At 68.0% G+C, this 18,463-nt stretch carries 16 protein-coding genes; 8 read left to right on the top strand and 8 right to left on the bottom strand.

Features of this window, described 5'->3' with window-relative positions:
- Positions 1–125 precede the first annotated feature (125 nt).
- Positions 126–719 (top strand): helix-turn-helix domain-containing protein, encoded by a 594-nt coding sequence (locus tag ABW16_RS17660; RefSeq protein WP_109519652.1) that lies wholly within the window; start codon positions 126–128, stop codon positions 717–719.
- Between the two features lie 11 nt (positions 720–730).
- On the opposite strand, the gene ABW16_RS17655 is transcribed toward ABW16_RS17660, so the two are convergent.
- Positions 731–2,062, bottom strand: coding sequence for an oxygenase MpaB family protein (locus ABW16_RS17655; RefSeq protein WP_047320483.1), 1,332 nt, complete (start codon positions 2,060–2,062; stop codon positions 731–733).
- A gap of 95 nt (positions 2,063–2,157) precedes the next feature.
- Between ABW16_RS17655 and ABW16_RS17650 the strand changes: the two genes are divergently transcribed.
- On the top strand, positions 2,158–2,733 hold the full coding sequence (locus ABW16_RS17650) for a TetR/AcrR family transcriptional regulator (protein WP_047320482.1): 576 nt from the start codon (positions 2,158–2,160) through the stop codon (positions 2,731–2,733).
- A gap of 24 nt (positions 2,734–2,757) precedes the next feature.
- Here ABW16_RS17650 and ABW16_RS17645 read toward each other — a convergent pair whose 3' ends face one another.
- Together ABW16_RS17645 and ABW16_RS17640 are read right to left on the bottom strand one after the other, a co-directional pair.
- Positions 2,758–3,735, bottom strand: coding sequence for a phosphotriesterase family protein (locus tag ABW16_RS17645; protein WP_047320481.1), 978 nt, complete (start codon positions 3,733–3,735; stop codon positions 2,758–2,760).
- 53 nt (positions 3,736–3,788) lie between these two features.
- On the bottom strand, positions 3,789–4,247 hold the full coding sequence (locus ABW16_RS17640) for a MarR family winged helix-turn-helix transcriptional regulator (RefSeq protein ID WP_047320480.1): 459 nt from the start codon (positions 4,245–4,247) through the stop codon (positions 3,789–3,791).
- A gap of 160 nt (positions 4,248–4,407) precedes the next feature.
- Between ABW16_RS17640 and ABW16_RS17635 the strand changes: the two genes are divergently transcribed.
- From ABW16_RS17635 to wrbA, 3 genes are read left to right on the top strand one after another with little or no spacing between them, the layout of a single operon-like run.
- Positions 4,408–5,505, top strand: a complete 1,098-nt coding sequence (locus ABW16_RS17635; protein WP_047320479.1) for an LLM class flavin-dependent oxidoreductase — start codon at positions 4,408–4,410, stop codon at positions 5,503–5,505.
- Positions 5,502–6,083, top strand: a complete 582-nt coding sequence (locus tag ABW16_RS17630) for a CE1759 family FMN reductase (RefSeq protein ID WP_047320478.1) — start codon at positions 5,502–5,504, stop codon at positions 6,081–6,083. The genes ABW16_RS17635 and ABW16_RS17630 overlap by 4 nt, the downstream gene beginning before the upstream one ends.
- A gap of 18 nt (positions 6,084–6,101) precedes the next feature.
- On the top strand, positions 6,102–6,704 hold the full coding sequence (wrbA, locus tag ABW16_RS17625) for an NAD(P)H:quinone oxidoreductase (protein WP_047320477.1): 603 nt from the start codon (positions 6,102–6,104) through the stop codon (positions 6,702–6,704).
- A 10-nt stretch (positions 6,705–6,714) separates the two neighbouring features.
- Here the strand turns inward: wrbA and ABW16_RS17620 are convergent, their stop codons facing one another.
- A complete protein-coding gene (locus ABW16_RS17620; protein WP_047320476.1) occupies positions 6,715–8,136 on the bottom strand; it encodes an NADP-dependent succinic semialdehyde dehydrogenase in 1,422 nt (473 codons plus the stop codon).
- A 74-nt stretch (positions 8,137–8,210) separates the two neighbouring features.
- On the opposite strand from ABW16_RS17620, the gene ABW16_RS17615 reads away from it, so the two are divergent.
- The gene (locus tag ABW16_RS17615) at positions 8,211–9,137 is read left to right on the top strand and encodes a hypothetical protein (RefSeq protein ID WP_047320475.1); all 927 of its coding nucleotides are present in this window, start codon (positions 8,211–8,213) and stop codon (positions 9,135–9,137) included.
- A 78-nt stretch (positions 9,138–9,215) separates the two neighbouring features.
- On the opposite strand, the gene ABW16_RS17610 is transcribed toward ABW16_RS17615, so the two are convergent.
- Together ABW16_RS17610 and ABW16_RS24605 are read right to left on the bottom strand one after the other, a co-directional pair.
- A complete protein-coding gene (locus tag ABW16_RS17610; protein ID WP_109519649.1) occupies positions 9,216–13,445 on the bottom strand; it encodes an alpha-(1->3)-arabinofuranosyltransferase in 4,230 nt (1,409 codons plus the stop codon).
- Between the two features lie 49 nt (positions 13,446–13,494).
- Positions 13,495–13,668, bottom strand: coding sequence for a DUF2613 domain-containing protein (locus ABW16_RS24605; protein ID WP_019738802.1), 174 nt, complete (start codon positions 13,666–13,668; stop codon positions 13,495–13,497).
- 134 nt (positions 13,669–13,802) lie between these two features.
- On the opposite strand from ABW16_RS24605, the gene ABW16_RS17605 reads away from it, so the two are divergent.
- On the top strand, positions 13,803–14,990 hold the full coding sequence (locus ABW16_RS17605) for a glycoside hydrolase family 3 N-terminal domain-containing protein (protein WP_047320474.1): 1,188 nt from the start codon (positions 13,803–13,805) through the stop codon (positions 14,988–14,990).
- Between the two features lie 78 nt (positions 14,991–15,068).
- A complete protein-coding gene (locus tag ABW16_RS17600; RefSeq protein WP_047320473.1) occupies positions 15,069–15,695 on the top strand; it encodes a TetR/AcrR family transcriptional regulator in 627 nt (208 codons plus the stop codon).
- Between the two features lie 13 nt (positions 15,696–15,708).
- On the opposite strand, the gene ABW16_RS17595 is transcribed toward ABW16_RS17600, so the two are convergent.
- Positions 15,709–17,181: a PE-PPE domain-containing protein gene (locus ABW16_RS17595; protein WP_047320472.1), complete on the bottom strand. Its 1,473-nt coding sequence runs from the start codon at positions 17,179–17,181 to the stop codon at positions 15,709–15,711.
- Between the two features lie 64 nt (positions 17,182–17,245).
- Positions 17,246–18,331, bottom strand: a complete 1,086-nt coding sequence (gene gjpA, locus ABW16_RS17590; RefSeq protein WP_131721517.1) for an outer membrane porin GjpA — start codon at positions 18,329–18,331, stop codon at positions 17,246–17,248.
- Positions 18,332–18,463 lie beyond the last annotated feature (132 nt).

Below are 18,463 nucleotides of genomic sequence, written 5' to 3'. Positions count from 1 at the left end.
AGATCGTCCGCACAATGGCACAAACTCATGTAATTGTGTCACGATAACACGAGGGAAACGCGGCCAGGCCCGGCCGCCACCGCACGTCGGCCCAGCTCACCGCCGAGCATGACAGGATGAACCACATGGCCGGTCCGGCAGCAGTCAAGGTCGGCGATCCCATGAGTGGCACGGCGGGCGCCATTCTCGAGGCCGCTCGGGTGGAGTTCGCGCGGCATGCCTTTCGCCGGGCCAACATCGACGCTGTCGCCCAGCGGGCCGGAGTGAGCCGTCGAACGCTGTACCGCCACTTCCCCACCAAAGAAGCGCTGTTCGAGCAGCTGGTGGAGACCGACACCCAGGCCCTCTTCGTGGAGCTCGGCCACGCTGCCCGTGCCCAGGATGCCGCCGGTGCAATCGTGGAATGCTTCACCCTCGCCATGCGCCGCATCACCGAGAATCCGCTTGCTACCGCGGTCATCGAAAGCGAACCGGAACTGCTCATCGGAGTGAACACGCCCAACGGTGAGAAGGCTCTGGTGCGTGCCAGCCATCTGGTCGCCGCGACGTTGCGGCTCTGCGGAGTGACCATGCCCGACGAGGCGGTCCTCACCACCGCGGAGATCCTGGTGCGCCTCGTGGCATCACTGCTCACCAACAGGGCAGGGGTGCTCGACATCAACGACACGGTCGCCGTCCGCAAATACGCCCAGACCTACCTCGCCCGTTTGGTCTGGTAACCGCCCTCGGCTCATTGCGCCAGCTGCCCGGCCGGTGTGTAATCATTTGCATCGCTGGTGAATTCGGGTTTGCCGTAGGTCTGCAGCCGACGTTTGACGAGCCGCACCAGGTAGTCGTCGGTGATCTGACGCAGCGCCGGGATCCGGTTGGCGCGCCGGACCACCAGCAGGCGCCCGATGATGAACGGCGCGGTCACGCCGATCCGCAGGTAGTCGGCCAGGCCGATCGACACCCCCTTGTCCTTGGCGACGGCGCGGTCGCCGTTGCAGAAGGCCTTGGTGAAGGCGGCCTTGCTGTAGCTCTTCTCGACGGCATCGGCCATGCGTTCCCACCGGGTGTCGACGGGCCGCAGATAGGCCGCCATGGTCGAGCGCACCATCTCCCCGCAGGTGGCGTCGTCGAAGTCTTCGCGCAGCAGCGCCCCGCGGGTGTGGATGAGGTGGATGATCTCGGCGGGGGTGGTCGGCAGGAGCTCCTCGGGCAGACCGAGCAAAAACGCCCGGTAGCGGGTGAATTCGACGACGGCGCGCTCGCTCGCGCTGAATTCGGTGCGCCCCTTCCGGTGAGCGGCCGTGGCCAGCAGGTAGAGGTTGATCATGCCGGCCGGCATCTGGTCGACCTGTGGAATCGGCAGCCCGTAGATGTCGATGTCCCACTTCTCGGAGCGCTTGAGCGCGTTGTAGCGAACCATCGAGTGCATCAGCCGCACCATGGCGGCCGCTTCGAAGCCCGGGCCGTAGCGGTCCAACGCCCCGGGCAGCGTGGTGACGGCGAAAAAGCTCGTCGTCTCGTTGACCCGGCGCGCGGCACGACGGCCGGACAACGCACCGGTCAGTGCCATGGGCAGCGCTGCGTAGGTGTTGACGAAGGTCGCGATAAAGGCCCCGCGGGTGACGAACGGCGCCACCAATGCGGCCGGAATGCGTGCGTGCCGAGCACCCTCACGCACCAGGTCCATGTCCAGCCACGGGGGCGCGGCTTCCATATCGGCGATGAACGCCGCCAGCTCCGGTGGCGCGTCGGCGACCGCGTCAATGCCCTTGCGGCAGGCCAACTGGAGCATGTCGATCAACGCGGTGACGCTGTATTCGGACATCAGCGCCGCATAGGGGTCGGCCACCACATCCCCGAGCAGGGTCGTCGTGCGGATCAGTTCGACGGCCCGTTCGTCGGCCAGGTAGGGGGCGCGCTCGGCGACCCACTCAGGCAGGGCCGAGCGGTCTGCCGGATCGGTGGTGGTGCGGTAGGGCTGTTTGTCGAAGTCGATGTCGCCGTAGAGGTCCGGCTGCACCTCGCGCTGACTGCGAACACGTTCCGCAAGCTCGGGGTAGTGCGTGGGCATCACGGCCTCCAGATAACTAACATATTGTTAGTTACACAAGTAACAGAGTGTTAGTTATGCTGTCAACTATGACTTTGGGGCAGTCGCGGCGGCGGATGACGGCCGAGGCCCGGCGTGGCCAGATCCTCGATGTCGCCCACGCGATCGTGGACGCGGAGGGATTTCACGCGGCCACGCCGAACCGGATAGCCCGCGAGGCCGGGATCAACCGGTCGCTGATCTATCAGCAATTCGGCGACCCCGCCAGGCTTTTCGTCGCGTTGATCGATCGCGAAGCCGCGCGGGCGGCCGCCCAGTTCGCCGAGGTGATCGCCGAAACGACGGAACCGGGCGGCGACGGCGTTCTGGTCAGCAGGTTCGACAGCGTGCTCCGCGCGGTCGACGCCTGCCCTGCCACGTGGCGGCTGTTCCTGTTCCCGCCGCAGGGCGCGCCGCCGGAACTGCACGAGCGTCTTGCGCAGGCGCAAGAAGTCGTGCGCGCCTACTTGGTGGGCGAGTTGCTGCGCAGCTACCCCGACTTGCCGGATCCTGACTACACCGCCCGCATGCTGCATGCCGCCGCCCGCGAACTTCTGCAGTTGCGCCTCAGCGATCCCGAGGCCGCCACCCACGAGCGCCTCCACGCCCTGATTCGGTCGCTGGCGGTACGTGCTGCTGTGCCGGCGCGGTGACGTCGGCGAAGCCCAGCGGGGGCCTCAGTAGCCGCCGGAGTGCTCGAAGATCTTGCGCGGGTTGTCGACCAGCATGGTGCGCAGCTGCTCGTCGGTGACGCCACGCTGCCGCAGCGCGGGGATCACGTCGTTGTGGATGTGCAGGTAGTGCCAGTTGGGTGCGGCCACCGAGCTCAGTTCGCCGGGCAGCGCATCGAAATAGCAGTTGGCGTCGTGCGAGAGCACCATCTTGTCCGCGTGGCCGCGCTCGCACATGGCCGCCACCGTGTTCACGCGTTCCTCGAACGGCAGGATCAGATCGATGCCGAACCGGTCCATACCCAGGTACGAGCCCGCGGCGATCAGGTCCTCCAAGTAGCCCAGGTCGGTGCTGTCCCCGGAGTGGCCGATCACCACCCGGGACAGGTCGACGCCTTCTTCTTCGAAGATGCGCTGCTGTTCCAGGCCGCGACGGCTGCCGGCATGGGTGTGGGTGGAGATGGGTGCGCCGGTACGCCGGTGGGCTTGGGCGACCGCGCGCAACACCCGCTCGACGCCGGGAGTGACGCCCGGTTCGTCGGTGGCGCACTTGAGGATCGCCGCCTTGATCCCGGTGTCGGCGATGCCGGTCTCGATGTCGCGGACGAACATGTCGGCCATGATCTCCGGTCCGTCCAGCATGGTGCCGGGACCCAGATAGTGGAAGAAGAACGGCACGTCGTTGTAGGTGTAGACGCCGGTGGCCACCACGATGTTCAGTTCGGTGCCCGCGGCGACTCGGGCGATCCGCGGGATGTAGCGGCCCAGCCCGATCACCGTCAGGTCGACGATGGTGTCGACTCCGGCGGCCTTCAGCTCGTTGAGCCGAGTGATCGCGTCGGCCACCCGGGCCTCCTCGTCGCCCCAGGCTTCCGGATAGTTCTGGGCGATCTCGGTGGTCATGATGAACACGTGCTCGTGCATCAGGGTGACGCCGAGGTCGGCGGTGTCGATGGGCCCGCGCGCGGTGTGACATTGCGACATGGCTCGATCGTATGGAGATTGACGCGGCGGTCGGCTGCCTTCGCCGAGAATGCCTACGGCTGCTCCAGCAGATTGTCGCGGATTCGCGCGTAGGAGTGGGTGAACAGTTCCACCTCACGCGGACTGAGCGAGTCGAACAGGCCGGCCCGCACCGCTTGCACATGGCCCGGCGCGGCCGCTCGCAACTTGTCCATGCCCGACTCGGTGAGCTCGGCGTACTGGCCGCGTTTGTCTTCCTCGCACTTGACCTGGTGGACCCAGCCGGCGTCGGTCAGCCGTTTGACCGCTCGGGTGACTCCACTGCGGGTCGTCACGGTGATGTCGGCCAACTCGTTCATCCGCAGCCGGCGGTCGGGCGCCTCGGACAGCAGTGCCAGGATCTCGAAGTCGGACAGGTTCAGTCCTGCGTCGGCGGCCAATTGCCGGTCCAGGCTGCGGAGCAGCAAGCGCGTGCTGTCGAGGTAGCCCCGCCACATCCGCTGTTCCTCCTCGTTGAGCCACGGTGCCTCCATGAGGCCCAAATATAGTTGACGAAATCACAATCGTCCAAGTGGATAGCCGTGCTAAACAGCTAGAAGGCGAGGGAATGGATCGCAAACTAGTTGCGTTGGCAACTATCAGCTAGAGTTACGACCAACAACCCAAGGAGGGCCTGCCGTGACGAGCACCGGTATGCAGTTCGGCATCTTCACCGTCGGCGATGTCACCGTCGACCCCACCACCGGCCGTGCGCCGACGGAGGCCGAGCGGATCCGGGCGACCGTGGCGATCGCCAAGAAGGCCGAGGAAGTCGGCCTGGACGTCTTCGCCACCGGTGAGCATCACAACCCGCCGTTCGTGCCGTCGTCGCCGACAACCCTGCTGGGCTATATCGCGGCGCAGACCGAGCGCATACAGCTGACCACCGCCACCACGCTGATCACCACGAACGACCCGGTGAAGATCGCCGAGGACTACAGCGTGCTGCAGCACCTCGCCGACGGCCGAGTGGACCTGATGCTGGGGCGCGGAAACACCGGCCCGGTGTATCCCTGGTTCGGCAAGGACATCCGGGCCGCTTTGCCGCTGACCGTGGAGAACTATCAGTTGCTGCGCCGGCTGTGGCGCGAGGACGTCGTCGACTTCAGTGGTGAGTACCGCACCCCGTTGCACGGGTTCACGCTGGCGCCGCGTCCGCTGGACGGGATCCCCCCGTTCGTCTGGCACGGGTCGATCCGCAGTCCCGAAATCGCCGAACTCGCGGCGCACTTCGGTGACGGCTTCTTCGCCAACCACATCTTCTGGCCGGCGTCGCACACCAAACGGATGGTGCAGCTGTACCGCCAGCGCTTCGCGCACTACGGCCACGGTGGTGCCGATCAGGCGATCGTGGGGCTCGGCGGGCAGGTGTTCCTGCGGCCCAACAGCCAGGATGCGGTGAACGAGTTCCGACCGTACTTCGACAACGCCCCGGTCTACGGCCACGGCCCGAGCCTGGAGGAGTTCAGCGCCCAGACTCCGCTGACGGTCGGCTCGCCGCAGCAGGTGATCGACAAGACGCTGGGCTTCCGTGACTACGTGGGCGACTACCAACGCCAGCTGTTCCTGGTCGACCATGCCGGTCTGCCGTTGAAGACGGTGCTTGAGCAGCTCGATCTGCTGGGTGAGCACGTTATCCCGGTGCTGCGCAAGGAATTCGCCATCGGCCGGCCCGCGCACGTTCCCGGTGCGCCGACGCACCAGTCCCTGGTTGAGGCTGCGCGGCAACCCGAAATCCAGGAGGCGTCATGAGACTGGTCGTGATCAGCGGCGGGTTGCGTGAGCCGTCGTCCACCCGGCTGCTGGCCGACCGGCTCGCCGCGGCGGTCCGCGCCGAGCTCGGGCAGGTCGACATCGAGGTCGTCGAGTTGCGGCACCTGGCTCGGGCGATCACCGACGCCATGTTGACCGGGTTCGCCTCGGCGGAGCTGGAGGCGGTGTTCGACGCGGTCGCGGCCAGTGACGGAGCGATCGCGGTGACGCCGACGTTCAACGCGACGTTCAGCGGGTTGTTCAAGTCGTTCTTCGACGTGCTGCCCGAGCAGACCCTGGACGGCACGCCGGTGCTGATCGCGGCGACCGGCGGCACCGAACGGCACTCGCTGGTGCTGGACCACGCCCTGCGTCCGATGTTCTGCTATCTGCATGCGCTGGTGTCGCCCACCGGCGTGTACGCGGCGACGTCCGACTTCGGCGCGCAGGGACTGTCTGAGCGGATTACCAAGGCGGCCAGGGACTTCGCTCGGCTACTAGAACTGCGCGGACCCCGCCGCAGCGATACGGCCAGCGTGGAAATCAATGAGATGCAACGCCTGCTCGCAGGCGCCTAACAAAAAGGAGAGATGGCAATGACGAAGTTGGCGGTTATCTATTACTCGGCCACCGGGCACGGCACCAAGATGGCGCAGCGGGTGGCCCAGGCGGGCGAGGCGGCGGGCGCCGAGGTCCGCGTGCGGCACATCCAGGAGACGCGCGACCCGGAGACCTTTGCCCACAACCCGGCGTGGAGCGCCAACTACTCGGCGACCAAGGACCTGCCGGCGGCCACCGGCGACGACATCGTCTGGGCGGACGCCGTCATCTTCGGCTCGCCCACCCGATTCGGTTCCCCCTCAGCACAATTCCGGAACTTTCTGGACGGGCTTGGCGGGCTGTGGGCCAAGGGCGAACTCGCCGACAAGGTCTATGCCGGCTTCACCTCGAGTCAGACCGCCCATGGTGGGCAGGAAGCCACGCTGCTGAATCTCTACGTGTCGCTGATGCATTTCGGCGGCATCCTGGTCCCGCCGGGCTACACCGACCCGATCAAGTTCGCCGACGGCAACCCCTACGGCGTCGGGCACGTCACCGGACCGAACAACCAGAACGAGCTGGACGAGGCCACGCTGGCCGCACTCGACCACCTGGCCACCCGGGTGGTGGGCGTCGCCGCCAAGCTCGCGGCGGGGTGACGGGTCGGCGTCAGGCCACCCACACCGTCTTGAGGTTGCAGAACTCCCGGATGCCGTGGCCCGAGAGTTCCCGGCCGTAGCCGGATCGCTTGATCCCGCCGAACGGCAGCTCCGGGTAGGACACCGTCATGCCGTTGATAAAGACCTGGCCGGCCTCGATCTCGTCGGCGAACCGGCTGATCTCAGCCTCATCGCGGGTCCAGGCGTTGGACCCCAGGCCGAACGGGCTGGCATTGGCGATCTCGATGGCCTCGTCGATATCGGCGGCGCGGTACACCGATGCCACCGGGCCGAACACCTCCTCGGTGAAGATCGCCATGTCGCGGCTGATATCGGTGATGACGGTGGGCGGGTAGAACCAGCCTGGGCGGTCCAGTCGCTTGCCTCCGCAACGGATTACCGCGCCGGCAGCGGCGGCGGCATCGACCTGCTGCGCCACCTCGTCGCGGCCCGCTTCGGTGGCCAGCGGCCCGACGTCGGTGTCCCGGTCGGTCGGGTCCCCGACCCGCAGCGCAGACATCTGGCTGACGAACTGGGTGACAAAGTCGTCGTAGATGTCGGTGTGGACGATGAATCGCTTTGCCGCGATGCATGATTGGCCGTTATTCTGCACCCGCGCGGTCACCGCGGTGCGCACCGCGGCCTCCAGGTCGGCCGAGGGCATGACAATGAACGGGTCGCTGCCGCCCAATTCCAGCACGGTGTGTTTGACCTCGTCGCCGGCGATAGCCGCGACAGAACGCCCGGCGGGCTCGCTGCCGGTCAAGGTTGCCGCCGCCACCCGCGGGTCGCGCAACACCCGCTCGACAGCACCCGAGGAGATCAGCAGGGTCTGGAAGCAGCCATCAGGGAAACCGGCGCGGGTCAACAGGTCGGCGAGGTACAACGCGGTCTGCGGAACGTTCGAGGCGTGCTTGAGCAGGCCCACGTTGCCGGCCATCAGGGCGGGGGCGGCGAACCGCACCGCTTGCCAGAGCGGGAAGTTCCACGGCATCACCGCCAGCACCACCCCGAGCGGCTGATAGCGGGCGAACGCCTTGGACGCGTTGACCTTCGACGCGTCGGCGACCTCGTCAGCCAGCAACTGTTCACTGTGGTCGGCGTAGTACCGGAAGCCCTTGACGCACTTGAGCGCTTCCGCTTTGGCCGAGGTCAACGTCTTGCCCATCTCGAGGGTCATCATGGCGGCGACCTCGTCGGCTTCGGTCTCCAGCAGATCGGCCGCGGCGTGCATCCATCTGGCACGCTGAGCGAAATCGGTGCGACGGTATTCGACGAAGCGATTCGCCGCGCGGGTGATCGCGGCATCGACTTCCGCGTCGCTGGCGGCGGTGAACGTCTTGACCGTCTCGCCGGTGGCGGGGTTGGTCGTGGCTATGGGTGTTGCGGGCACGCGGACCTCCTTCTCAAGCGCTGCGGTGGGAGAGTGCATGTCCAGCCTGCCACCATCGAACCGCGTAGGCTCGCGACGAGCCAGCGTCAGTACATCGATACGGGAGTTGCCCGATGCGTTTCAACCCACCGCCCAACTGGCCGCCCGCGCCACCTGGCTGGGCACCGGACGCCAACTGGGCGCCTGACCCGACGTGGCCGCCCCCGCCCCCGGGGTGGCCGCTATGGGTGGAGGACGACGCTGCCGGCGTGGCCCCCGGGGGCTACCCGCCCTATGGTGCGCCGTGGCCGGTTCCGGGGCCTGAGCCCAGGTCACGCAAGGTGTTGTGGCTGTCGCTGGCCGCGGCCGCGGTGGCGGTTGTGGTGGTCGTCGGCCTGGTGCTGAGCCTCGGCGGCCGGCTCACGGCAGAGGACAAGCCGTCTCGCAAGCCTGACATCACCAACCTGACTTCGGAAATGCTGGTGGAGCGGTCCTCCTTCCCGGACTCGTCCGGCGGAAAGTGGATCAGCGGGGTGAACAGTGCCGGCGACGCGCCCTCGGACATGCCCAATCTGACGGTCGACCCGCCCGAATGCGCCGACTTCTACTCCAGTCCCGCGTCCGCCACGCAGACGGCGACGGCGACGTTGGCCAAGCTGCAGCCCGGCGGCCTGCACACGATGCGCGTGCGGCTGGCGCTGACGCCGGATCATCCGAACCTGAAGCGGTTTGTGGAGAAGTGCCAGACGTTCAAGCAGACCTTCGAGCAGAACGGGCGTTCGGTGACCACCGACATCCAGATGAACCCGCTGGATGCAGATGGGGTGCCGCCGTGGGCGGTCGCGACCGTGATCACGAGCGCCAGCAAGGCCGCCATCCGGTTGCCGATCTCGATCACGGCCTCCACCATCTCCGGCTATTACCGCGGGGTGCTCGTGGTGGCGACCAGCAACGACATCGGGTTGCGGATGGAGAGCGACGGATCCGACGACGCGACGCACGCCGAGGATCTGGTGAAGCTGTTCAACACGCAGATCGAGAAGCTCGAAGCCGCGCAGTAACCGGGCGCCCAGAAGTACAGGCGCTGGCTCTGCGTCCATGGCGCAAAAGTGCGAGTGGGACGCGCCGTACTCGCAGAGTCAACGCCTGACACCGCTGGCGACCACCGCGGTCGCGGCCACCACCGCCACCGACACCAGCGCCGCCAGCTGCACTCCCGCGGAATGGCCGGCATAGCCGTCCACCGATCGCCAAGGATGCCGGCACAGCATCGCACCCGCCGTGATCAGCCCGCCGGCGCTCAACCCGAGCCGTGCCACATCAAATGCGCGGTGCCGATGCCGCAGTGCGAACAGCAACACCAGCGCGGCCCCGAACACCGCCGCTCCGGTGATCCCGGCGATCAAGAAGCCGACCGTCAGGGCACCGGTCGCCGCCACGCGGCGGCTCGGGCCCCAGGGCTGCACCGGCGGCCCGGGATCACGGATCCGCCGCGCCGGCCACCAGGCCAACAACGCCAGCAGCGGGAGCAGAGCCAGCCCGCCGGCCATCCCGAACCGGTACATCCGGTTAGGCCCGAACTCCCATGTGATCGTGCCGTCGGTGCCCGCGGGCAGCACAAAGCCCTGCTGCCATCCGTTGACCGCCACCGGAGCCAATCGGGTGCCGTCCGACGTGCGCGCCACCCACCCGCCGTTGATGCTCTCCGGAACGACCAGTACCCGAGCGGCCGCCGCGCCGGGCACCGTCACCTCACGCCGGTCGGAGCCCCAGGCGCCGAGCACCGCCGGTGTGGTCTTTGACGCGCCGGCAACCGCTGACGGCCCGGACAGTGTCGCGCCGTCGACCACGAACGCCGGGCCGGGGCTGATCATCAACTCCTGCGCGCCGGGCGGCAACGCGATCGGACGCAGATCGCAGGCCTGCGCCGCCACCGGCTTGTCGTCGAGCAGCGCGCCGACAGTCGTGGTGATCGAGGTGTGCACGAACCGGCCCGCGATCGCGATGATCGGGCCGTGGTCGCAGTCGACGTGGACCGGCCGCGACCGGTTGCGGGCGTGATCGGCGGGGGCAACGGGACGTCCGTCGGCGCCCAGCACACTGACCTCGGCCAGCCCCGGCGGCTTGAGCTGGTCGAAGCCGATCGCGGTGCGGTCGATCACGTCCTCCCACCCCAGCAGGCTGATCGTCACGGTGTCGGTGACCCGCGGCAGCAGCCGAACCTGCTGATCGTCGGATTCCGCCAACTCCCGGACCTGGGGGCCCGAGCCCAAGTCGATCGCCACCAGCGTGGGATGCGCCGGCAGCGGCGACTGGCTGGGAGTGAACCGCACTCCGGTCACCTTGACCGGCCGCGGCAGCGTGATGGTCAGGGTCGGCGGGGACCGGTGCGCGACCACCCGCTGCGACGCCGTCCACGCCGTGCTCGGGTCACCGTCGGCGGCGGCATACGCCGACCCCAGTACGTCGAGCACGTCGGCGTCACCGCGGGCCCGCAGGCTTCCCGGCTCGGCGATCAGGTCAACCAGATTCGGGCCCTGACGCGGCCGCACCCAGACGGTCGGGGTCACCGACATGGGCCGCGGCACGTTCAGGGTGCGGCTGAAGGTGGCGGGCTCCTCGGGCTCGAGCATCATCGACGCCGCGCAGCGCACCGCGCCGTCGGCCGGCGCGCAGCCGGTTCGGCCCGGCAAGCCCGCACCCAGGTCCCACTGCGCCACCTGGGCGCCTGCGGGTGGCGCGGGAACGAGCGCCGTGTGGCGCAGGTCGACCGGATGCGCGAAGCCTGAGGCGTCGTACTGGGTGACCGCCAAATCGGTGATGCCGAACTGCACGCCGGGGGAGCCGTCGTCGGTGCCCGACGCGGTGATCCGTACCCAGGGTGTTTCGCCGTAGGGCAGCGCGGCGATCAGGGGCTCGCCGGCGCGGTCGAACCGCAGCGTGGTGGTGCCGTTGACCGTGGAGATCTGGATCCGGCGCACCTGCGCGCCGACGGCCGTCGCGCTGGGCGTCACGGTGATGGTGCCGTTGGTCAGCGGGTGGTCGAAGTCCACCTGCAGCCATTGGCCGACCGCCGACTGCAGGGCGTTGGACACCCAGGCGGTTCCCGAGTCGCCGTCGATGGCGGCGGCCGGCGAAGTCGACGGCGCGACGTCGGGCAGCGTGGTGGCGTCCGAGGACGAGCTGGACGCGGTGAGCCGGCCCCCGAGCCAACCGCCGAACACGGTGCTGGCGCCGGGCGTCGGATAGTCCGGCACCCGGCTCAGCGTGTGCCGGGGGTCGCCGGCCGCGCGGATCGTCGACGAGTGGTCATCGACCCGGCCGTAGTCGGTCTCGCGGGCCAGGGGGGTGTCGGTGACGGTGACCACCGGTGTGCCCACGTCCGCACGCCGGGCGTCAGCGGTCATCAGCACCGGGCCCAGCACCGGCTCACCGCGCAACCGGCGGTGTTCGTCGAGTCGCAGCAACACCTCCGGGCCCCCGTCGACCCGGGGCATCGCGTCAAGGTCGGCCAGATATGGCGCGCCCGCGGATGCGCCTGCCACCGGGTCGCCGACCCGGTAGATCTCGATCGCCGGGTAGGCCGGCCGCAGGCCACTGTCGGCGACGAATCCCGGGACCGTGCCCGACCCGACGGGATCGCCGAACTGGGCCACCCGTTGCAATCCCGGTGAGCCGTCGACAGCGCGGTGCACCAGCAGTGGCCGGGCCGACCGTGAGGTGTCGGGGTCCAGGTCGTTGCGCACCACCAGGTAGGAGATGCCTTGTCTGGTCAGAGTGTCGGCCAGGCCGGCGGACGGGCGGCCGGCGGCGAACAGGCGCTGCACCGAGTCGAGCGCCCGAATGGTCTGCGGCGGGGTCAGCGGGATCGAGTCGCGCACCCCCCACGGGCCGACGTCGAGGACCTGCAGGGGTTCGTCGTGGCTGGTGCCCCAGGTCTGGGTGGCGAACGGCGCTCCCGGCGCCACCAGCACCCGGCCGGGGGTCGGGCCGCCGCCGTTGTGTTCGGCGAGCCAGCTGGCGGCGTCGCGCCAATACTGCGGCAGCGCGCTGAATGTCCCCGGCGGGGTGAGTCGGCCGGTCCAGGCCAGCGAGGTGCTGACCAGCAGGGCCGTCAGGACCACCAGGCCAACAGCGGCCGACTTGTGGTGCTCGGGGTGCACGAACGCGCGCCGCCACACCAGTGCCGGCGCGCTGCCCGGCAGCGGGATGCGGCCCAGCAGATGAATGAGCCCCAGGACCACCGGGATCCGGATCACCGACTCGAGTTTGTGCAGGTTGCGCAGCGGCGCTCCCGCTCCGTCGAGGAAGGCCTGCACCGAGTGGGCCAGCGGCGAGCCCAGCCCGCCCGCATAGCCGATGGCCAGCAGCGTCACCCCGATCAGCAGCATGGTGACCAGCCGTCCGGCGCCGGGCGACCGCCGCGACAGCATGCCGGTCAGCCCGGCCAGACCGGCGGCCGCGACCAGGCAGGTGCCCAGGATCATCACCGGACGGGTGACCAGCGGCGCCCCGGCGGTGGCGTTCGGCGCGACGAACGGTGTCCAACTGTGGGTGCCGCGCAGCATTTCGGTCAGCGAGGTCCACCGGGTGGTGACGCCCGCCGATTCGATGAAATCCAGGAAGGGCGGGCTGACTCGGCCCAACAACACCAGGGCCACCAGCCACCAGGTCACCGCCAGCGTCAGCGCCAGCAGCCACCAACCGGTGAACCGCCACCAGCGTCGGTTGGGGCGGTGGCACAGCCACCAGATCATCGCCGGCAGGCAGCCCGCCAGCGTCGCGACCGCGTTCACGGCGCCCATCAGCGCAACCGCGACCCCAGCCTGGCCGGCCAGCATCCGTGCTGGCCGCTGCGGGGCGTCCTGGCTCGGATCGCCTGGCGCGCCGAGCGCCCGGATAACCGGTAGCAGCACCCACGGGGCGAGCACCATCGGCAATGTCTCCGAGGAGATCGAACCCAGCGTGGTGAGCACTCGCGGCGACAGGGCGAATGCGGCGGCGCCGATCACCCGTGCCGTCGGGGTCCCGATCCGCAACGTCTCGGCGACCCGCAGCAGGCCCCAGAACCCAAGAGTCAGCAGCACGGCCCACCACAGCCGCTGAACGATCCAGCCGGGCAGCCCTAGCAGGTCACCGGCCAGGAAGAATGCGCCGTGCGGGAACAGATAGCCGTACGCCTGGTTCTGCACCTGGCCGAACGGCAGCTCGCTGCTCCACAGGTTGGCGGCACGAGCCAGGAACCGCAGCGGAGCGAGAGTCAGATCGAGCTTGGTGTCCGGAGAGATCCGGCCGGGCGCCTGCAGCAGGCTACAAGTCAGAGAGACGGCGCCGACCAGCCACAACCAGCGCCGCGGCAACGGTGTCACAGCCTGCGACTGTGCCGGCGGACGGTCAGGTGTTGCCGGCGTCCGCAGGTCAGCCGCGGTTGCCGTATTCCACCCTGTTCAGCACCGAGGACGCCGGGTCGCCTCCGGCGATCTGCGGCTTGGTGTCTTGCTGCACCATCAGCGTGACCCCGAAGACGGCCGCCGCACCCAGCAACACCCCCACGACGATGCTTATGGCGGCCGGCACCACGAACCGAGGCATGGTCAGGCTCCTTCTGCACTCTCGTGACGTAGATCAAGGACGCCATCAACACCAGCCCCCGCTTGGCGCCCGACCGCCAACGTAGCACGTGGGCCTTGCGTACCCCCTTGTTCCGGCCGTGACAGCATGGTGCGATGCCTGGATCGCTGACTCGACAACTGCCCGGTCTGCTGCTTGCCGCCGCGGTGCTGCCGGCGCTCGTCACGTCGTGCTCGCACCGTGACGAGACGCCCGCGCCGGCGTCGGAGGCCGCACCGTCGGACACCACTGTTGCCGCGTCGCCGGTGGACCCGGTGTGTGAGCAGGTGTCGGCCCTGTCGGTCCGCGACAAGCTGGCGCAGCTGGTGATGGTGGGCGTCCGCGACGCGGCGGATGCCCGCGCGGTGGTCACCGATCACCACGTCGGCGGCATCTTCATCGGCAGCTGGACCGAGCTGTCCCTGCTCACCGATGGGTCGCTGAAGGAGATCAAGGAAAGCCAAGCGCCCACCGGCCCGCTGCCGCTGGCGGTCAGCGTGGACGAGGAGGGCGGCCGAGTGTCGCGGCTGTCGTCGCTGATCGGGAAGTCGCCGTCGGCGAAGGAGCTGGCGCAGACCAGCAGCGCCGCGCAAGTACGTGAGCTGGCCGCCGAGCGGGGCCGCAAGATGGCTGACCTGGGCATCACCGTCGACTTCGCGCCGGTGGTCGACGTGGTGGACTCCGACACCGACGACGACACCGTGATCGGTGACCGTTCGTTCGGGCCGGACCCGGCCAAGGTCACCGAGTACGCCGGCGCGTACGCGCAGGGTCTGCGCGACGCCGGGCTGCTGCCGGTGCTCAAGCACTTCCCCGGTCACGGCCACGGTTCCGGTGACTCGCACACCGCCGGTGCGGTGGTCACCCCGTCCCTGACGCAGTTGCAGGACAACGACTTGGTGCCCTACCGCACCCTGGTCACCCAGGCGCCGGTGGCGGTGATGATGGGCCACCTGGAAGTGCCCGGACTGACCGAGGATCCCGCCAGCCTGAGCCCGGCGGCGGTCAAGCTGCTGCGCACCGGCACCGACTATCACGGCCCGGCGTTCGACGGCCCGGTGTTCAGCGACGACCTGTCTTCGATGGCGGCGATCACCGAGCACTACGGGGTCGCCGAAGCGGTGCTGCGCAGCCTTGCGGCCGGTGTCGATATCGCGTTGTGGGTCACCACCGACGAGGTTCCGGCGGTGCTGGACAGGCTGGAGCAGGCGGTGTCCGCCGGTGAGCTGAAGCAGGAGGCCGTCGACGCCTCGCTGGCGCGGGTGGCCGCGGTCAAGTTGCCCGGTACGCGCTGCCACGGCTGATTCCGGCGGCGCGGGCAGCACACAAGTTACTCTTCGGTAAGATCGTGCCGAGGGGGAGCGCGGAAGGACCTCGAGGCGATGGCAGCTGGTAGCAAGCGATTACCGCGGGCCGTGCGCGAACAGCAGATGCTCGACGCTGCGGTGCAGATGTTCTCGGTCAACGGCTACCACGAGACCTCGATGGATTCGATCGCCGCGGCTGCGCAGATCTCCAAGCCGATGCTCTACCTGTATTACGGCTCCAAAGAAGAATTGTTCGGGGCGTGCCTGGACCGCGAACTGCGCCGGTTCGTCGAGTCGGTACGCACCGAGATCGACTTTCAGCAGCCCCCGAAAGACATGCTGCGCAATACGATTCGGGCATTCTTGCGCTACATCGATGCCAACCGGGCGTCGTGGATCGTGATGTACACCCAGGCCACCAGTTCGCAGGCGTTCGCCCACACCGTGCGCGAGGGCCGCGAGCGGATCATCGAGCTGGTCGGCCGGTTGCTGCGGGCCGGCACACGTAAGCCGGAACCGGGTGTCGACTTCGAGTTGATGGCGGTCGCGCTGGTGGGCGCCGGCGAGGCGATCGCCAGCCGGGTCAGCACCGGTGACACCGGCGTGGACGAAGCCGGCGAGCTGATGATCGACCTGTTCTGGCGCGGCCTCAAGGAAGCGCCCGGCGGCCGCGACGGCGCCGACGCCGCCGCGGCCGGGTGATCAGGCGCGGCCTTTAGGCCGTGAAGAGATCCTGGATGGTCGCGGTGATGCCTGCGACCGCGCCGTTGAGTGCCAGGTACTCGAAACCGGCTGCCAGCGTGCCCAATCCGACAAGGCCGGCAACCGGCAGGCCGATGGCGTCGACGATGTCGCCCTGGGAGAGTTCCTGGGCGAACACCTCGAAGGCATACGCCGGTGCGGTGGTCAGCAGGGCGTTGAGGATGTCGGCGGTCGGCAGCAGCGTGGCGTAAGCCTGCGCGGCGATGCTGCTGACCGCGTTGGCGAGTTCGCTGAGGCTGGGCAACGCGAACGACGTGACGTCGCCCGCCGAGGGGCCCAGGAAATCGGCTGCACTGGGGAAGGACAGGTTCGACAGGTCGTTGACGAAGGCATTCCAGCCCTCCTGTGCCCCATTGCCCAGCGCCGTCAGAACCTCACCCCAGTTGAGGTCTGTCGGGAACAACTCGAACGGCACCGCCACATCGGCCGGGCCGGCGGACCAGCCTTCGGTGGTGCTGCCGTAGCCGAGGTCTACCAGGACCCGCATGCTCGGTTCCAGGAGGTCGTAGATCGGCTGACCGATGACCGGGATCGACTGCAGCGGCATCAACAGCGGCAGTATCTCGCTGGGAATCATGAAGTACTGGGCGTTTCCGGTGTAATCCTCGCTCACCGGCATTTCGATGGCCGTCGCCAGCTGTTCGGGGGTCAGGCTCGGGTAGATCGTGTGCTCGTAGATGATGCCCAGGACGGCGTTGAGGTCGGCCAGGAAATTGATCGGGTACTTCGGGAAGTCGGCATAGCCGTCGTATTCCAGGGTGTAAACGCTGGTAGCCCACGGGGCGTCGTCCGGGATGGCGCCGTTGAACGTGATGCCCAGGCTCGGGATGGTCGGGTAGCTGCCATCGGTCAACACATCGAAGCGCTCGAACAGGCCGCCATTGGGATTGTTGGGGGCACCCAGCAGCACGAAGGAGAGTTGGTCGGCGGTCGGCTGTTGGTCGGGAGGCAGCGCCAACAGGTCGCGCATCACGATGGTGGAAATGGTGGTGCTCTGCGAGTAGCCCAGTACGACGAGGTTGTTCCCCTCAGCGATCTGCTTGTTGATCGTGTCGTGCAGGATGGTGACGCCCTGGGCGATCGACGGATCCAGTTCCAGGCTCTTGACGCCGCTGTTGGGGTAGAGGCCTTCCGGCGTGAACAGGGGGTTCGTCGCATCCACCGGGTAGCTGGGCTGGCCCGGGAAGAACGGGGTGGTGGGGTCGATGTAGCGGGCGAAGAGCGCGTCCATGTAGCTCTGGGGCGGGATCGGCAGGCCGCTGCCGCCCATGATCCACGCCTCGGTGTCCAGCAACTTCGCCTGGGCGAGCACGGTTTTGGCCCCGATGGTCCACGTCGGTTGCAGTGCCGGTATGGCACCCAGGGTAAGGGCCCCGGTGATCGCCAACGACACGGCACCCAGCGAACGAAACTTCGTGTTATTCACGGCAACTCCCTCTGGCAGATCTTCGATAAAACTTTGACAGGTATTCGTTTGGACTGGCGCGGATTCAGAGACCCAGCCAGCCGAGGTCGGTGCTGAGGGCGTCCCCAGGGTCGGCTACGTCGGTGGGAAGGGTGGGAAAGGTCAGGTCGGCTAACGGATTTCCTGTGCCATCCCAGCCGATTGCCCCTGCGAGAATCTGCGACAAGCTCTCCAGGGCGCCCATGGGCCCAACCGGCACACCCCCGATGCCGGCGGGAAGCGGGCTTTGCATGACGAAGGCGAGCGCGTTGAACAACGAGCCGCCGATGCCGAGATTGTCCGGGATGGTGCCGTCGGTGGCCCCGGGCGTGAGCAGTCCCCCAAACGCGATGCCCAGGGAGGTGAAGACGACACCTTCGGGCAAGATGCCCTCCTCCGACAGCAGTGGTAGCAGGCCAGAGAGGTCGAGGGTGGCCCCGTTGAGGAAGGCGTTGGTGAGGTTGGCGGGGATGTTGATCAGATCGTTGAGCGCCGCTGTGACGTCCGGGTTGTCGCCGCTGAGATCGTCTGTGATGACCTCGACGCTGTTGACCAACTCCACGATTGGGCTGACGAAGGGGCCGACCAGGCCCATGAGCACGCCGCTCAGCGGTGACGCCAGGTAATCCACCGTCGTCATCACACTGTCCACGGTTGCCGGGTCCAGCTGGAGGAAGGCTTCCAACACCAGGGGAAGCAGGTTGTAGAGCTGAGTGTGGGCGGCCTCGAGCGTGTGTGGAAGCGTCGCACTTATCACCTCGTCGGGAGCGCCGCCCAGCACGAAGGACTCCGATGCGGTCTGCAGGTGATCACCGATCTGGGTGAAGATGTCCCCGATGCTCCCCGGATTTTGAACGAGTTGGCCCAGGTAGCCGATCTGGTTGACGATCGCTTGTTGCCAGGTCGCGGCGGGGGCTTCGAAGAAGAAGTCGGAAAGGGCTGTGACATTGGCGGATGCGGTGTTGAAGGCGTCCACCCACGGGATGATGGGGTCGAACTCCCCGGCGGTGAGTTGCACCGCCGGGTTATGGAGGTTGGGCGTGGGCAGTGCCACCGGGGTGGCGGCGAGGGTGCCGGCACCTAACAGGGCCAGGCCCACTGGGATCCAGGGACGACGGGCAGTGCGGTGCATGGCTATCTCCTTGTGCGTCTAAGTGAGCGGCGAGCATCCGCCGGTGGCGGGGTATGCAATCGAGCGGTCAAGACGAAACGTGAAGCGCATATGTGTCCTTACAATGTCCTGGAGGCACTGCCGTCAGGCCTG

This window comes from Mycolicibacter heraklionensis (genome assembly GCF_001021505.1).
Taxonomy (GTDB): domain Bacteria; phylum Actinomycetota; class Actinomycetes; order Mycobacteriales; family Mycobacteriaceae; genus Mycobacterium; species Mycobacterium heraklionense.
The sequence above is the reverse complement of the archived record's forward strand: the minus strand, read 5'-3'. Positions and strand labels throughout refer to the sequence as shown.

Excerpts from the sequence above, each read along its gene's own strand:
- wrbA (WP_047320477.1), top strand. The coding sequence starts at position 6,102 with ATGACGAAGTTGGCGGTTATCTATTACTCGGCCACCGGGCACGGCACC.
- ABW16_RS17635 (WP_047320479.1), top strand. The coding sequence starts at position 4,408 with ATGCAGTTCGGCATCTTCACCGTCGGCGATGTCACCGTCGACCCCACC.
- ABW16_RS17615 (WP_047320475.1), top strand. The coding sequence starts at position 8,211 with ATGCGTTTCAACCCACCGCCCAACTGGCCGCCCGCGCCACCTGGCTGG.
- ABW16_RS17650 (WP_047320482.1), top strand. The coding sequence starts at position 2,158 with ATGACGGCCGAGGCCCGGCGTGGCCAGATCCTCGATGTCGCCCACGCG.
- ABW16_RS17605 (WP_047320474.1), top strand. The coding sequence starts at position 13,803 with ATGCCTGGATCGCTGACTCGACAACTGCCCGGTCTGCTGCTTGCCGCC.
- ABW16_RS17630 (WP_047320478.1), top strand. The coding sequence starts at position 5,502 with ATGAGACTGGTCGTGATCAGCGGCGGGTTGCGTGAGCCGTCGTCCACC.
- ABW16_RS17640 (WP_047320480.1), bottom strand. The coding sequence starts at position 4,247 with ATGGAGGCACCGTGGCTCAACGAGGAGGAACAGCGGATGTGGCGGGGC.
- ABW16_RS17660 (WP_109519652.1), top strand. The coding sequence starts at position 126 with ATGGCCGGTCCGGCAGCAGTCAAGGTCGGCGATCCCATGAGTGGCACG.
- gjpA (WP_131721517.1), bottom strand. The coding sequence starts at position 18,331 with ATGCACCGCACTGCCCGTCGTCCCTGGATCCCAGTGGGCCTGGCCCTG.
- ABW16_RS17600 (WP_047320473.1), top strand. The coding sequence starts at position 15,069 with ATGGCAGCTGGTAGCAAGCGATTACCGCGGGCCGTGCGCGAACAGCAG.
- ABW16_RS17655 (WP_047320483.1), bottom strand. The coding sequence starts at position 2,062 with ATGCCCACGCACTACCCCGAGCTTGCGGAACGTGTTCGCAGTCAGCGC.
- ABW16_RS17620 (WP_047320476.1), bottom strand. The coding sequence starts at position 8,136 with ATGCACTCTCCCACCGCAGCGCTTGAGAAGGAGGTCCGCGTGCCCGCA.
- ABW16_RS24605 (WP_019738802.1), bottom strand. The coding sequence starts at position 13,668 with ATGCCTCGGTTCGTGGTGCCGGCCGCCATAAGCATCGTCGTGGGGGTG.
- ABW16_RS17645 (WP_047320481.1), bottom strand. The coding sequence starts at position 3,735 with ATGTCGCAATGTCACACCGCGCGCGGGCCCATCGACACCGCCGACCTC.